General features: G+C 26.1%; 11 protein-coding genes and 1 pseudogene. 6 read left to right on the top strand and 6 right to left on the bottom strand.

What is annotated here, in order from left to right:
* Positions 1-624: 624 nt before the first annotated feature.
* Complete coding sequence (locus ACYUET_RS09930) at positions 625-1,785, top strand: Ig-like domain-containing protein (RefSeq protein ID WP_460279214.1); 1,161 nt, start codon at positions 625-627, stop codon at positions 1,783-1,785.
* A 356-nt stretch (positions 1,786-2,141) separates the two neighbouring features.
* Here ACYUET_RS09930 and ACYUET_RS09925 read toward each other — a convergent pair whose 3' ends face one another.
* From ACYUET_RS09925 to ACYUET_RS09910, 4 genes and pseudogenes are all read right to left on the bottom strand, one after another.
* Entirely contained in the window at positions 2,142-3,329 is a 1,188-nt protein-coding gene (locus ACYUET_RS09925) for an Ig-like domain-containing protein (RefSeq protein ID WP_460279212.1), read from the bottom strand.
* A 571-nt stretch (positions 3,330-3,900) separates the two neighbouring features.
* Positions 3,901-4,092, bottom strand: a complete 192-nt coding sequence (locus ACYUET_RS09920; RefSeq protein ID WP_460279210.1) for a hypothetical protein — start codon at positions 4,090-4,092, stop codon at positions 3,901-3,903.
* Positions 4,093-4,187: 95 nt separating this feature from the next.
* Positions 4,188-4,553 (bottom strand): annotated as a pseudogene (locus ACYUET_RS09915) (lysozyme); the annotation flags it as partial.
* 132 nt (positions 4,554-4,685) lie between these two features.
* Positions 4,686-5,921 (bottom strand): Ig-like domain-containing protein, encoded by a 1,236-nt coding sequence (locus tag ACYUET_RS09910; protein ID WP_460279209.1) that lies wholly within the window; start codon positions 5,919-5,921, stop codon positions 4,686-4,688.
* A gap of 632 nt (positions 5,922-6,553) precedes the next feature.
* Here ACYUET_RS09910 and ACYUET_RS09905 point away from each other — a divergent pair.
* From ACYUET_RS09905 to ACYUET_RS09885, 5 genes are all read left to right on the top strand, one after another.
* Positions 6,554-7,582: an ABC transporter substrate-binding protein gene (locus ACYUET_RS09905; RefSeq protein WP_460279207.1), complete on the top strand. Its 1,029-nt coding sequence runs from the start codon at positions 6,554-6,556 to the stop codon at positions 7,580-7,582.
* A 321-nt stretch (positions 7,583-7,903) separates the two neighbouring features.
* Positions 7,904-8,671, top strand: coding sequence for an ABC transporter ATP-binding protein (locus tag ACYUET_RS09900; protein ID WP_460279205.1), 768 nt, complete (start codon positions 7,904-7,906; stop codon positions 8,669-8,671).
* On the top strand, positions 8,664-9,464 hold the full coding sequence (locus ACYUET_RS09895) for an ABC transporter permease (RefSeq protein ID WP_460279204.1): 801 nt from the start codon (positions 8,664-8,666) through the stop codon (positions 9,462-9,464). The genes ACYUET_RS09900 and ACYUET_RS09895 overlap by 8 nt, the downstream gene beginning before the upstream one ends.
* 539 nt (positions 9,465-10,003) lie before the next feature.
* A complete protein-coding gene (locus ACYUET_RS09890; RefSeq protein WP_460279203.1) occupies positions 10,004-10,396 on the top strand; it encodes a CidA/LrgA family protein in 393 nt (130 codons plus the stop codon).
* On the top strand, positions 10,380-11,093 hold the full coding sequence (locus ACYUET_RS09885; protein WP_460279202.1) for an LrgB family protein: 714 nt from the start codon (positions 10,380-10,382) through the stop codon (positions 11,091-11,093). The genes ACYUET_RS09890 and ACYUET_RS09885 overlap by 17 nt, the downstream gene beginning before the upstream one ends.
* 326 nt (positions 11,094-11,419) lie before the next feature.
* On the opposite strand, the gene ACYUET_RS09880 is transcribed toward ACYUET_RS09885, so the two are convergent.
* Positions 11,420-13,576, bottom strand: coding sequence for a type IA DNA topoisomerase (locus ACYUET_RS09880; protein WP_460279201.1), 2,157 nt, complete (start codon positions 13,574-13,576; stop codon positions 11,420-11,422).
* Positions 13,577-13,947: 371 nt separating this feature from the next.
* Positions 13,948-14,448 (bottom strand): TspO/MBR family protein, encoded by a 501-nt coding sequence (locus ACYUET_RS09875; protein ID WP_460279200.1) that lies wholly within the window; start codon positions 14,446-14,448, stop codon positions 13,948-13,950.
* Positions 14,449-14,713: the final 265 nt, after the last annotated feature.

The raw sequence follows: 14,713 nt of genomic DNA, 5'->3' as shown, positions 1-14,713 counted from the left end.
CTTATAGATTTTGTTTTCTTTAAAAATAATAATATTAAACTTTACTCTGATTTAAAAGATATGTTCTACTCTACTGCTATTAATAAAAAATTAGTATATATATTTAACAATTTTATTTTCAATTGTTAAATATTATATATCTCTTTATTTTTAAAATTGCATAAAGAATACTAAAGTTATAAATTAAAAATCCCGTCAAAGCGCATTATACAAGCAAATTCTTAAATTCTAAACTTCTTAAGTTCTTAAGTTCTTAAGTTCTAAACTTCTAAAATTATTTTATTCTTTTCTTTTTTTAAATTTTTAAAAGCTAAATCATATATTTTTTAAGATTAATTAAGAGATAAAAATTTACGGTATTGATATTGCTATATCTTGTTATCATGATTACATAGTAGATAAATGTAGCTTTTATTAAATTTTTTATAAATACTTCTACCCTTATCTATTGTCTTAAATTGTAATGTTATAGGTACAGATAAAATTATAATATATTATTATTTTTAATAGAAATTCAATAATATATATTTTATTGTAAAATATTCTATATATGATATAATTTATTGGCATTTGTTTTAAATCTAATAATTTAAACATTACATAATACAAAATTAGGGGGGGAAAATGAAATCATTATTTAAATTTATAAGTGCATTAAGTATTATTTTATTGTGCTTTACTATTAATATTTCTTACGCTCATTCAGGAAGAACTGATTCAAATGGTGGACATAAGGATAATAAAAATGTAAGTGGCTTAGGAAGTTATCATTATCATTGCGGTGGACATCCTGCACACTTACATACAAACGGAGTTTGTCCATATAACTCTAATGCAAGTACTCAAAATAATAATAATAATAATACTCTTGCAAAAGATATGAATACTGTAACAGAAGATATAACTATATCTAATGCTCCAGCTGAAATGAAAATAGGTGATACTTCTAAAATAGATTATAATATCTCAGCATCAAAAGGCATTGCTAATGCTCAATGGAAGACAAGTGATGATAATATAATATCTATAAAATCTAATGGTACTTTATGTGCTAACAAAGAAGGACAAGCTACTATAACTCTTAGTACAAACAATACATCGAAATCATTTGATGTACATGTATCTCCAATAGAAGTTAATTCAATAACTTTATTAAGTGAAGATTCAAAGTCAGAGTTAGGACATACAACTAAAATTAAAGCAACTGAAGATTTAAAATTACAATTAGGACATACAACTAAAATTAAGGCTGATATATCACCTAATAATTCCAGTTTTAAAGATTTAGTCTGGACATCAGAGGATAATAGTATAGCTACAGTAGATAAATATGGTGAAGTTAAAGGAGTTTCGGTTGGTGAAACTAAAATATCAGCAACATCACATAATAATTTAACTGCTTCTGCTAATGTAAAAATATATGAAGTACTTCCTGATGATATAAAACTTGATTCAGAAGAAATTAAATTAGATATAAATGATACATATAAAATTCAATGTACAGTATTACCTGTAAATTCAAATAGTACAAATTTAGAATTCAAATCAGATGATACAAACATACTTACTGTAACTACTGATGGAATAATTCAACCTGTTAATGAAGGAATAACAAATGTTACAGTTACAACATCAAATGGTATATCCAAAACTATAACAGTAAAAATTTATAGTAAGAAAAAGCACCAAATGATATTTCTGTGTTTATTTACAGGTTTAACATCTACCTGTGTAGGAGTGCCTGTTTGGATTAAAAGAAAAAATAAACCTAAGGATATTATATAGATTTTTTATAAATAATAAAATTCTATAAAAACATATATGTGGTAGCTAAAATAATGCCTTTAAGCTTGTCCTTAAGTTTTATTTGTTTTATTAGAGCATTGTAGTAATTTTATATTTTAGGTAATAAGGATCATTAAGAGTTATTACTTCTAATGATCCTTATTTATGTATTAGAATGATCACTCTTCTAATGGTATAATAAGTAAAAATATTAAAATTATTTATATAAAATGAGGTGAAATAATAATGGCTAAATATAATATTTTTTTAATGTTTATTTTTATCAACAAAAAAACACCTACATTTCTGTAAGTGCCTTGTACAAATTCTTATTTCAAGTTTATCGTTTTATATATCTAAACAACTACATTTGCAGGTATTTTAATTGTAACTTTTCCTGAAGGTTGAATATCACCAACATTAACTACAATATTTTTAGAAGTTGAACTTGAATCAACTTTACCTTGAGTAGTTGTTATACCATTAACTATAAAATCAATATGATTAGGAGCATTATCATTTATTACTACTGACTTAGCAACTTTATCACTTATGTTCGTAACTTCTATTGTATATGTAAAAGTATCACCTACATACACTGAATCTACATCTGCTGTTTTTATAACTTTTAATTGTGCCTCAGCAACTCCCTTAAATATTATAGATACTTGACCACCAGCATTATTAGTATTTTCCCCTTTAGCATGAGCAATATTAACTATATTAGATGTTCCATCATTATTATCCGTTGGATTAGTATTCCCATCATTAGGATCAATTGTGTTACTTACAGTTACTGCACATATAGCTTTTGTTTCAGAACCTTTAATTTGTGCTGTTATCGTTACTTGTCCTTCTTTTACACCAGTTACATTTCCATTTTCATCTACTTTAGCTATATTTTCATTACTTGATGACCAAACTACTTTTGCTCCAGCTGGTGTTGTAGTTGCTATTAATTGTTTTGCTTGATCTTTTCTTATATTCATTGATGATTTATCTAATGATATAGATTCATTCTTAATCTCTTTATTATATGATAATATTTTTCCATCTACATCTATTGAATTTATTGAAAGATATTCAGTAGTATTATTTATTATCTCAACACTATGTTCACCTTCACTAAGTCCAAGTTTTTCATAAACTAAAATATTTTCTCCAGTGCATTCTCCATTATAAGTTACATATTTATCTATAATTTTTCCATCTATTATTAAATCACAATCTTTGGAATTTGTTGTCCAATATCCATCAATTACTCTTAATTTTGTTCCGGTAAAATTAAACTTTATTTTAGAGTCTCTAATTCCATAAGATGAGTGATAACTTTCTCTCCATGCAGTTCCATAAGACCATTCTCCACCTTCATAAGTAATTGATTTATCATCGCAATTATATCGTTGCCAATTTTCCTCTGGTTCCTTTAATTCTTGTCCAACAGTTGCTGCATTAGCTATAGTTCCATTTTGAATTACTCCAACTCCTATAAGAGTTAATACCATTACAAACATTATAAGTATCTTTTTAAAATAGTTTTTCATTCATTATTTCTCCCTTTGTCGAATTTTTACGGAACATGTTCATTGATTATTTTAATTGTATTTTAGGTGAAATTCAATTAAAATCATACTACAAATTCTATCAAATATAATAAATTAAGTAAATTCTATAATTTTAAATTTAAAATTATAGAATTTACTTATAAAATCCTCTGCCGAAACCATCATTTGTAAATATTTTAGAATCATGTAAGTATTAAACTATAAATTAACAAGTTTATACCTTGTTGCTCTATAAGCCCCATATTTAATAATACAATTTTAATTTGCCTTTTAGGTTTAACCGATTAGATCCCTTCTTCAAATATTACTTTATTAAATTTAGTATAAACTCTAATTGGTCTTTTGTTTTCTTCATAAAAAACTAATTTAAATAAAATAATTAATGTACTAAAATAACTTAATAAATAAAAAAGCAGTAAGTAAGGTTAATTTTTACCAACTGCTTTTTATTTAAATTTTCAATTATATTTATAATCCTAACAATTGTTTTTATACAAAAATAAGGGTAGTACATAGAAATTAATCTACATACTGCCTTAATATTGTTAAATTATAATTTTAGCTTAATAAGAATTTTTTTATTCTTATTAAATTCATCAAGTAAATTATTCATAGCACAATTTACTATTTCAGATTCTTCTGCACCTTTAGTATGTATAGATATAGCAATTCCTCCACCTATAACGCTTGAAATAATTGTACATATAATGTTACTCAAATTATTTATTATAAAATTTGTCATATAATACGCACTCCTAAAATAAGAATTGTATAAATCACTTTGTCTTATTACATTTATAATTCATGTAATCTCAGTAATATTAACTATTTTAATTATTACTTATCTACATTTAAAAACATAGCTGCTTCTTTAGTTCTTCTTCTATAAAGACCTTCAATTCTTCTTCCTCCACCATTAGACCAAGCTTGAAAGTTAGAAATAATAGTATTTGTGTCTCTTACACCAGCAATCACATTTTTATATAAAGTAGCGCCAAGTAATCCTGCTGTTCCACAATTATATGCAAAACTTACTAATGCACCAAACTGATTTTGAGTTAAATTTACTCCCTTAGAATCCAAATCTTTTTTAATTACTTTTGCATATTTATTATTTACTAGATTCTTTAATATTTCACTAGCTTGGTTCTCTGTAACACTTGATAATCCCTTTATTTCATCACCAGTTATTCCATATCCCAACCCTTGACTTAATGCCATTTCCATTATTTCATCCATAAATTTTTCCTTTCTAATTTTTGTATAAGAAAAGACACTTACATTTCTGTAAGTGCCTTGTATAAATTCTTATTTCCACTTTATCATTGTATATATCTAAAGAACTACATTTGCAGGTATTTTAATTGTAACTTTTCCTGAAGGTGGAATGTCACCAACATTAACTACAATATTTTTAGAAGTTGAACTTGGATCAATTTTACCTTGAGTAGCTGTTACACCATTAACTATAAAATCAATGTGGTTAGGAGCATTATCATTGATTACTACTGATTTAGCAACTTTATCACTTGTATTAGTAACTTCTATTGTATATGTAAAAGTATCTCCTACATACACAGAATCTACATCTGCTGTTTTCACAACTTTTAATTGTGCCTCAGCAATTCCCTTAAATATTATAGATACTTGACCACTAGCATTATTAGTATTATCACCTTTAGCATGAGCAATATTAACTATATTACTTGTTCCTTCTGTTCCTGTAGATGTTCCGTCACTATTATCTGTTGGATTAGTTGGAGTAGTATTCTCACCATTAGTATCAGGTGTCTTAGTTACAGTTACTGTACATATAGCTTTTGTTTCCGAACCTTTAATTTGTGCTGTTATTGTTACTTGTCCTTCTTTTACACCAGTTACAATTCCATTTTCATCTACTTTAGCTATCTTTTCATCACTTGATGACCAAACTACTTTTGCTCCAGCTGTTGTTGTAGTTGTTGTTAATTTTTCTGAAGTACATTCTTTTAAACTTAATGATGATTTATTTAATGCTATAGGTGCACTAATTTTAGTATATGGTTTTAATATTCCATTTTCACTAATATCTATTGCATCCATTTGAAAATAATATCCTTCTTCTAATACTTCAATTTCTAAACTATGTTCTTGATTTGACATATTTGTTTTTTCAAAGCTTAATTGTGAATTTAACCAATCCTTATCCCCAAATTGTCTAGAATTAAATTCTTCTTCTAAATTGCCATCTATATATACTTTAAATTTGCTAGAATTAGACCAAAAACAAGCTAATATTATTCTTATCTTATTACTAGTAAAATTTACTTTTATTTTACCTTTTCCAGATAACTCGTATCTATCTCTATTAAAATAACCTGTACTATTAGTATATTTTGTCCATGTACCTTCATAAGAAAAATTATTATTTTCAGGACCTACATTTATTCGCTTCCACCCAGTCTCTGGTTGCAATAATTGCTCCCCAACAGTAGCAGCATTAGCAACATAAGAATTGCTAATTGCCCCAATTCCCATAATAGTTAATATCATTACAAACATTATAAGTATTTTTTTAAAATAGTTTTTCATTCATTATTTCTCCCTTTGTCGAATTTTACCGAACATGTTCATTAATTATTTTAATTGTATTTTAAGTGAAGTTCAATTAAAATCATAATACAAATTCCATCAAATATAATAAATTAAGTAAATTCTATAATTTTAAATTTAAAATTATAGAATTTACTTATAAAACCCTCTACCAAAACCACGATTTGTAATTTTTTTAAAATCATGTAAGTATTAAACTATAAATTAACAAGTTTATATCTTGTTGCTCTATAAGACCCATATCTAATAATACAATTTTAACTTGCTCTTTTAGGTTTAATAGATTTTGTCCTTCTTCAAATATTACTTTATTAATTTCAGTATAAACTCTAATTACTCTTCTGTTTTCTTTATATTCAACCTCTATAAACTGAACTCCACCTTTTTATACTCTATAAATTCTGTTCATATATTAAGATTCTAAAGCCCATATTCTCATATACTAATAATTTTTTACAATATATATATCCTTTCAAAATTTATTGATATTTAACACTATTTCTCATAAAATTTCATAATATACAACAGAAAGACTTTAGGCTCAAAAAAATGACTTAATTTAAATAAGTCATACCTGAACCTAAGAATTATTTTATAGGAGATGTAATTTAATGAAAAAAGGTCTAAAACTTTTATTTTCTTTAGCTGCAATAACTACACTAGCTGTTTCTTTAATTAGCTGTGGCTCTAATAAAAATTCCAAAACTGAAGATACAAATTCTAAAGTAACTGTTCGTTTAAATGAAGTAACTCGTTCTGTTTTTTATGCTCCAATGTATGTTGCAATGAGTGAAGGATTTTTTGATGAGGAAAATATAACTATAGATCTCCAAACTGGACAAGGCGCGGACAAAGTTATGCAGGCAGTTTTAAGCAATAATGCTGATGTTGGTTTTTGTGGACCAGAACAAGTAATCTACATTAATAATCAAGGAAGAGAAGATTATCCTGTACTATTTGGTCAACTTACTCAAAAGGATGGCTCTTTCTTCGTTGGAAGAACTGATGATGATAATTTTTCTTGGGATAAGATTAAAGGAAAAAATGTTATTGGTGGTAGACCTGGTGGAGTTCCCGGAATGGCTTTAGAATATGTTATGAAACATCATAATATTATTCCAGGTACTGATGTAAATATGGTAACTAATATAGATTTCGCTGCAACATCTGGCGCATTTAAAGGTGGTACTGGTGATTATGTCGCATTATTTGAACCTACTGCATCAATGCTTGAAAAAGAAGGAAGTGGATATATTCTTGCTTCTATAGGACAAGACTCTGGAGTTATCCCTTATACTTGTTTCTTCTCAACTAAATCTTATTTAGACAAAAATCCTAAAGTTATAGAAAATTTTACAAAAGCTATTTACAAAGGTCAACAATGGTACTTTAGTCACACACCTGAAGAAATTACAGACTCAATAATTAAATACTTCCCTGGTACCGATAGAGATATAATTATAAATGTTATTAAAAACTATAATAAAATTGATGCTTTAGCACATGATCCATCCATTAAAGAAGAAGATTTAAATAGATTAATGGATATAATTCAAGAATATGATAATTCATTAATTCCAACAAGACCTGATTTTAATAAAATAGTAGATAACACTTATGCTACTAATGCTGTTAAATAATATAATTTAAAAATTTAATCTTTTTGTAATACTAGATTAGAAAATTACTTCCAATATATATATGTTCTAATTAAACGCTCTAATTAATTTAATACATTTATAATTTTTATAGAGAATAAAAAGCTATATTAATATACTATCAACTTAGAAGCATATATAATAAATTTTCTATATAAGTTCCTCACTCTACTAATAAGCAATACTATTTATAAATATTCTAAAATTTATATTAATGAACAAACTTTATTGAAACTTATATACTTTAGTAAATTTAATTTACCAAATAAAAGATTCAGATTTTCACTTAAGGTGGTGATTTCTTTGAGCTTACTAAAAATATCTGATTTGTCTATGAATTATCATTCAATCAAAGGAGAAACTAAAGCATTAAACAACATTAACTTTGAGGTTGATGATGAAGAATTCATTTCAATACTTGGTCCATCTGGATGTGGTAAATCTACACTTCTTAATATAATAAGTGGATTATTATCTCCTTCAAGTGGATCAGTTTTATATAAAAATGAAGATATAAAAAATAATTTAAATAAAATAGGATATATGTTTCAAAAAGATCATCTTTTTGAATGGTTAACTGTCTGGGATAATGTATTACTTGGATTAAAAATAAAAAAACAGATTACAAAAGAAAATATAGAAAGAGTTGATGCTCTACTAGAAACCTATGGATTATCAAAATTTAAAAATCATCATCCAAGTGAATTATCTGGTGGCATGAGGCAAAGAGTTGCTCTTATAAGAACATTAGCTTTAGATCCTGAAATTCTTTTTTTAGATGAACCTTTTTCTGCATTAGATTATCAATCAAGACTTTTAGTATGTGATGATGTTTTTAAAATAATAAAGAAAGAAAAGAAAACAGCCATAATGGTAACTCATGATATTGCTGAAGCTATATCAACTTCTAAAAGAATAATAGTTCTATCTCAAAGACCAGCTCAAATAAAAAAAGAAGTATATATATCTTTTTCAAAAGAAAATTCAACTCCTTTTGATAGAAGAAAAGAACCTGAATTTAAAGAATACTTTAATGATTTGTGGAAGGAGCTGGATCAGTGTAATGAGTAAAGAGCATGAAAAATATTTAAAAAATTTAAAAAACAATAAGATAAAACTTAGAATCACTAGAATTCTCATATTAGTTATCTTTATAGCATTATGGGAAATAGCAGGAGATTTAAAATGGATTGATCCATTTTTAACATCTACACCTTCTAGAATGTTTAAATCCCTTATAGCATTTTACAATGATGGCACTTTATTAGGACATATATGGGTAACATGCTATGAAACAATTCTTGGCTTTACTTTAGGGACTGTTTTAGGGACTTTAATTGCAGTTATACTCTGGTGGTGTCCTTTTGCTTCTAAAGTATTAGAACCTTATTTAGTTGTGCTTAATGCGCTTCCAAAGGTTGCTTTAGCACCAATTATTATTTTCTGGGTTGGAAATGGTATGACTGCTATAATTGTCATAGCATTATTAATTTCAATAGTAACAACTATTATAAGTGTTCTAAGTGGATTTAATGAAATAGATAAAGATAAAATTATGTTAATGAAAACTTTTAGAGCATCTAAACTTCAAATATTAAAGCATTTAGTCTTTCCATATTCTGTTCCTGTTTTAATATCTGCCTTAAAAATAAATGTTGGATTGTCATGGGTAGGTGTAATTATGGGGGAATTCTTAGTAGCTAGAAAAGGTTTAGGATTTTTAATCGTATATGGTGGACAAATTGCTCAATTAGATATGGTTATGATGAGTATAGTTATTCTTTCAGTAATTGCTTTCTTAATGTATGAGATAGTAGCTTTTGCACAAAAACTTTTAATTAAAAATAAATCTTTTGAAAAATAATCAAATTTTTTTCATATATTTTTTGTTTATATTATAGTTGGAAATTTTAGTTATAATACTGTGAACAACTGATTTTACAGCATTCTACCAAACAAAATTCCTTGTATATTTTTGTCATATAATTTTTTTATATGAATAACTAATTAAATACGAGCTTTAACTAGCAATTCTTAATATAACCATAATAATAAAAGATTCTTAGATATATTTCTATGAATCTTTTATTATTTTGACAAAATACACCTTTTACTTATGGACAAACTAGTGATAAATTATAATAGTGTAAAAATTAATAATACATATAAATAATATTAGGAATGATTTTATAATTAAATTTTATTTTGTATCTAGTATCTTTAATTTTTATAATTTGGTATATCAACAAAAATAACGAGTCCAAAATGTCCTGATTTTTTATTAGTCAATGAAGTAGATTGGTCTGATAACAAGCCTATTAGGCAAATCTGCTGACGTAATATAATATTTGTTATTTTTTGATTATGCCTTAGATACAACTTTATAATTAAAAGGAGGAAAAAATGAAATTATTTAGAGAAGCACTAGTTATACTAATTATTTATTTAGTAGGAGAATTTTTATCATCATGGCTTAAATTACCTGTACCTGGTAATATCTTAGGAATGATTATACTTTTTGTATTACTATCTACTAAAGTAATTAAAGTTGATAATATCTCAGACATATCAAATTTTTTACTAAATCATTTAGCTTTTTTCTTTATTCCTGCTGGAGTAGGGCTTATGACCTCGCTGAATGTAATAAAATCTAATTGGCTAAAATTACTTATAGTTTGCTTATCTACAACTATGATAATAATAGCTTCTACTGGACTAATAGTTCAATTTATATCTAGACAATTAAAAAGTAAAAAAACTGAAAAGGGAAGTGACATCGTTGGAAATAATAACTAATAATATTTTATTTGGCTTAGTTCTTTCTTTAGTTGCTTTTGAAATAGGAATATTTATAAATAAAAAAACAGGAATTCCTTTTTTAAATCCACTACTTATAGCAATCGCACTTATAATTTGTTTCCTATTTGCATTTAATATAGACTTTAATACTTATAATCAAGGTGGACAATTTATTAATATGTTTTTAGGACCTTCAACAGTTGTACTAGCAGTACCTCTTTATAAACAAATAGAATTACTTAAGAAAAATGCCTTAGCAATATTTTCTGGAGTATTTTTAGGTAGCATTATAGGTATGTTCTCTGTAATGGGAATATCTTATTTTGTTGGATTAGACTCTACTATAATAAAATCTTTAATACCTAAATCAGTAACAACACCAATTGGTATAGAAATAAGTAGTCAATTAGGTGGATTAGTTCCTATAACTGTACTTGCAATTATAATTACTGGAATTATTGGTGCTATATTAGGACCTGCTATATGTAAATTATTTAGAATTAGAGATAAAGTGGCAATAGGAATATCTATTGGAACTGCTGCACATGCCGTAGGTACTACAAAAGCATTAGAACTTGGAGATACTGAAGGTGCTATGAGTAGTCTTTCAATAGGTGTTGCAGGACTTATGACTGTATTTATAGCTCCATTATCTTATCATATTGCAATATTTATGTATCATTTTATGAAATAACGTTAAAGTTTATCTATTTATATAAATATAGTACAGAACTTATATATAAATTCACTATATATAATTCTAATATAATAGTTATAATACATACATTTAATTTTTATAAAAATTAAATAAAAACTCATATAGTATCTTAACTTAATTAGAACATATATATTTATAGTTATTATATAAAAATAAATGCTTAATTTAAATCAGACTTATTTATGGCATTTATTTTTATCAAATAGCTAGCAATCATATATTAATACTGATTGTAAGTTGTTTGATAACGTTTTCCGATAAATCTGAAATGAGGTTAAACCCCATTTCAGATTTAGAGTCACTTATATAAACTCTATTTTCCAATTATAATATCCTGTTTTTTCATCTCTTTCATATCTAAAATATGCTGAAAATGTATTTCCTTTTCTACTTTTAAGATTTCTAAAACCTACCTTACCATTCTTAAGCAAAAGTTCTACCATTTCCTTTGAGACTTTTTTACCAAAAGATAATATATATTTATCCTCTTTCCATATTGTATATCTACAACCATTTTTCCAGTTTGTACATCCAAAATTCTTTTCATTTTCAACCACTGGATTACCACACACTGGACATTTTCCAATCTCCTCTTTACCTTCTGGAAGTTCAACTTTAAATTTTGATAAAGCGGATGTATCTTTCTTTATTTTATCAACAGCATTAGTTGTAAAATCACATATTAAATTCATAAAATCAGATTTTTTAAACTTCCCTTTTTCTATATCAGATAATGTGCTTTCAAGTCTTCCTGTGTATTCAAGGTCTAAAAGTTCCTTAACTGGAAATATTTCCACTATATTTCTGCCTAGTTGTGTACATATAAGGCTTTTCCCCTTAGGTGTTATGTATCCAATATCTTTAAGTTTTTTAATAGTTTCTGCTCTAGTAGCTGGAGTCCCTATGCTAAATCCATTTAATATAGATTGCATCATTTCATCAGAATCTTCTTTTCCTTCTACCCCTTTTCCGCAGGTTTCCATAACTCTAAGTAATGTCTTTTCTGTATGATGTTTTGGTGGTTTTTTAGTAACTTTATTTATTTTATTTAAAACTATATCTACATTTTCATCTACATTTACAATTGGAAGTATTGTATCCTTTGTATCTATCTTTTCAACAACTCTCCATCCTTCAATAAGTTGAACTTTTCCCTTTGATACAAATTCTCCTTTTACTTCTTGATTAGATGCTTTTAATCTTATCTTTGTTTCCTCAAACTCTGCAATAGGCATAAATTGCATTATAAATCTATTTTTAATAGCATTATAAACAATTTCTTCATCCTTACTAAGTCCTGTTGGCTTAATATATGTTGGTGTTATTGCACTATGGCTTTCAACCTTTGAATTATCAAATACTCTTTTAGTTTTTATAAATTTAATATCTTTTTCATAAGGTAATCCTACCTTTAATGTATTTAAAACCTTCCTTGCCCTGTCCTCTAAGCTCTCTTCTAATACAACACTGGCAGTTCTAGGATAAGTTGTATACTTCTTTTCATAAAGGCTCTGAGCAACCTTTAATACCTTATCTGATGTCCACCCTTTGTATTTGCTTGTTATATAACCTTGCAAATTAGATAAGTTAAAAAGATAAGGTGGATAATCCTTTTTCTTTTCAGTCTGTTTATCTATTATAGTAGCACTAGTTCCATCTAATAATTTTACTAATTTATCTAAAACATTTTTATCTTCAAATTTTTCAGATTCATTTTCATAATACAAACCTTCAAATTCTTCATTAGTTGAATTTTTAAAAATTGATGTTAATTTATAATAAGTAGTAGCTTTAAAATTTTCTATCTCTTTATCTCTATCATATATAATCTTTAAAGTTGGTAATAATACTCTTCCTATATTAATAGTTTTGTTTTCTTCAAATTTATATTTTAATGTACTAACAGAAGTTAAGTTTATCCCAATAATCCAATCGGTCCATTGTCTACCTATTCCAGCATCTTGTAAAAACTGCATTTCTTTATTGTTTTTTAGACTTTGCATACCTTTTTTAACTTCATCTGGAGTCCACTCATTTAATAACAATCTATAAATTGGTTTTTGTATATTTAAATAACTAAACAATTCATCTGCAATTACTTGCCCTTCTCTATCAAAGTCTGTAGCTGAAATTACTCCATCTACATCTTCTTGCTTTATTAAAGATTTTATTATATTAATTTGTTTGGCTGCCCCTTTATCTTCTACTGTTCTATCAATATTGTCACACTTTACTTTATACTGAAAAGATTCAGGTATAAATGGGAATTTTTCCATTCTCCAACCTTTCATATTCTCATCATAATCTTTTGCATCATATAGCTGTAGAAGATGACCAAAGGCCCAAGTGATATAGTAATCTTCACCTTTAAAATATCCATCTTTTCTAGTCTTTATTTTTAACGCATCCGCAATATTTTTTGCAACAGAAGGTTTTTCTGCAATAATTACCTTTGCCATGCCTTACCTCCTTAGAATTACTACCTCTTATTATCTTTTACCAACATATATATTAACATTAAAACAAAAATAAGGCTAGTTGATTAAAACATGATCATTCCTCAACTAGCCTTAAATTTTATAGTTAAGGCACATTAAAAAAAATAATAGACCAGTATGCTCGTCTATTTTGTGTGATACTGCATCAGCAAATTTAGCTAATAACTCATTATTAATTAAATTTAACTTCCTTGTCTAACCTAAAATATACAATACCTCTTTGATCTATTATTTTGTTTCATGTGCCTAAATATTTATTTTTAACATTATTAGGTTTTAATATGAACTAAATACTTATACTAAACTTATTTTTTAACTTCATAAAATAAAGTCTACATCTCATTTAACATCCATATATAAAAATTTAATACTCCAGCATAAGTTAACCAAAGCAAATATGGTATGAAAAGTATTCCTGCCTTTTTATCTTTATTATAAAACTTAATAAACGCTAAAATAGCAAAGAATAATAATATTAATAGTTCAATAAACGCTATACCATATAATCTTAAACCAAAAAATATAAATGACCATAAAAAATTCAATAGTAACTGTATAGAATAAGTAAATACAGCTGAACTTGTATCAATTCCTTTATATTTAAGTATATAAACCCTATAACAAGCTATTCCTATTAATATATAAAGTACTGTCCATACAATTGGGAATACCCATTCTGGAGGTGAAAAAAAAGGTTTATTTAACTTGCTATACAATTCCCCCATATATGGCATAATAATTGATATAAGATATGATACCACAAGAGGTAAACCTACAGAAATTATAAGTGGTATAAAATATATCTTCTTTTCTTTCCTTTTTTCATCTTTCATATTAACACTCCATAACTTAAAATTTTATTTAAATATTAATTTCACTATTAATATATATGTTATATTTTTTTAATTATGTACATTAACATATAGCAAAGGTGCCTTAACTACTCTTCAATCGATAGATAACAATAAAGATTTAAGGTATATCTCTACAGAGTTTAATAATTCTTTTAGCTCTTGAAAATTATATACTTTTCTATATATAATCTTTATATAAAAAATTTTCTACACTACGCTCTTTTAATCTTATTTTTACAAACCA

Source organism: Clostridium sp. CTA-5 (assembly GCF_054768135.1).
Note: the sequence above shows the minus strand (reverse complement) of the source record. Positions and strands in the feature narration are given on the sequence as shown.

Coding starts and splice junctions, on each gene's coding strand:
- ACYUET_RS09890 (WP_460279203.1), top strand. CDS start 10,004: ATGAAATTATTTAGAGAAGCACTAGTTATACTAATTATTTATTTAGTA.
- ACYUET_RS09920 (WP_460279210.1), bottom strand. CDS start 4,092: ATGACAAATTTTATAATAAATAATTTGAGTAACATTATATGTACAATT.
- ACYUET_RS09925 (WP_460279212.1), bottom strand. CDS start 3,329: ATGAAAAACTATTTTAAAAAGATACTTATAATGTTTGTAATGGTATTA.
- ACYUET_RS09910 (WP_460279209.1), bottom strand. CDS start 5,921: ATGAAAAACTATTTTAAAAAAATACTTATAATGTTTGTAATGATATTA.
- ACYUET_RS09880 (WP_460279201.1), bottom strand. CDS start 13,576: ATGGCAAAGGTAATTATTGCAGAAAAACCTTCTGTTGCAAAAAATATT.
- ACYUET_RS09875 (WP_460279200.1), bottom strand. CDS start 14,448: ATGAAAGATGAAAAAAGGAAAGAAAAGAAGATATATTTTATACCACTT.
- ACYUET_RS09930 (WP_460279214.1), top strand. CDS start 625: ATGAAATCATTATTTAAATTTATAAGTGCATTAAGTATTATTTTATTG.
- ACYUET_RS09895 (WP_460279204.1), top strand. CDS start 8,664: ATGAGTAAAGAGCATGAAAAATATTTAAAAAATTTAAAAAACAATAAG.
- ACYUET_RS09905 (WP_460279207.1), top strand. CDS start 6,554: ATGAAAAAAGGTCTAAAACTTTTATTTTCTTTAGCTGCAATAACTACA.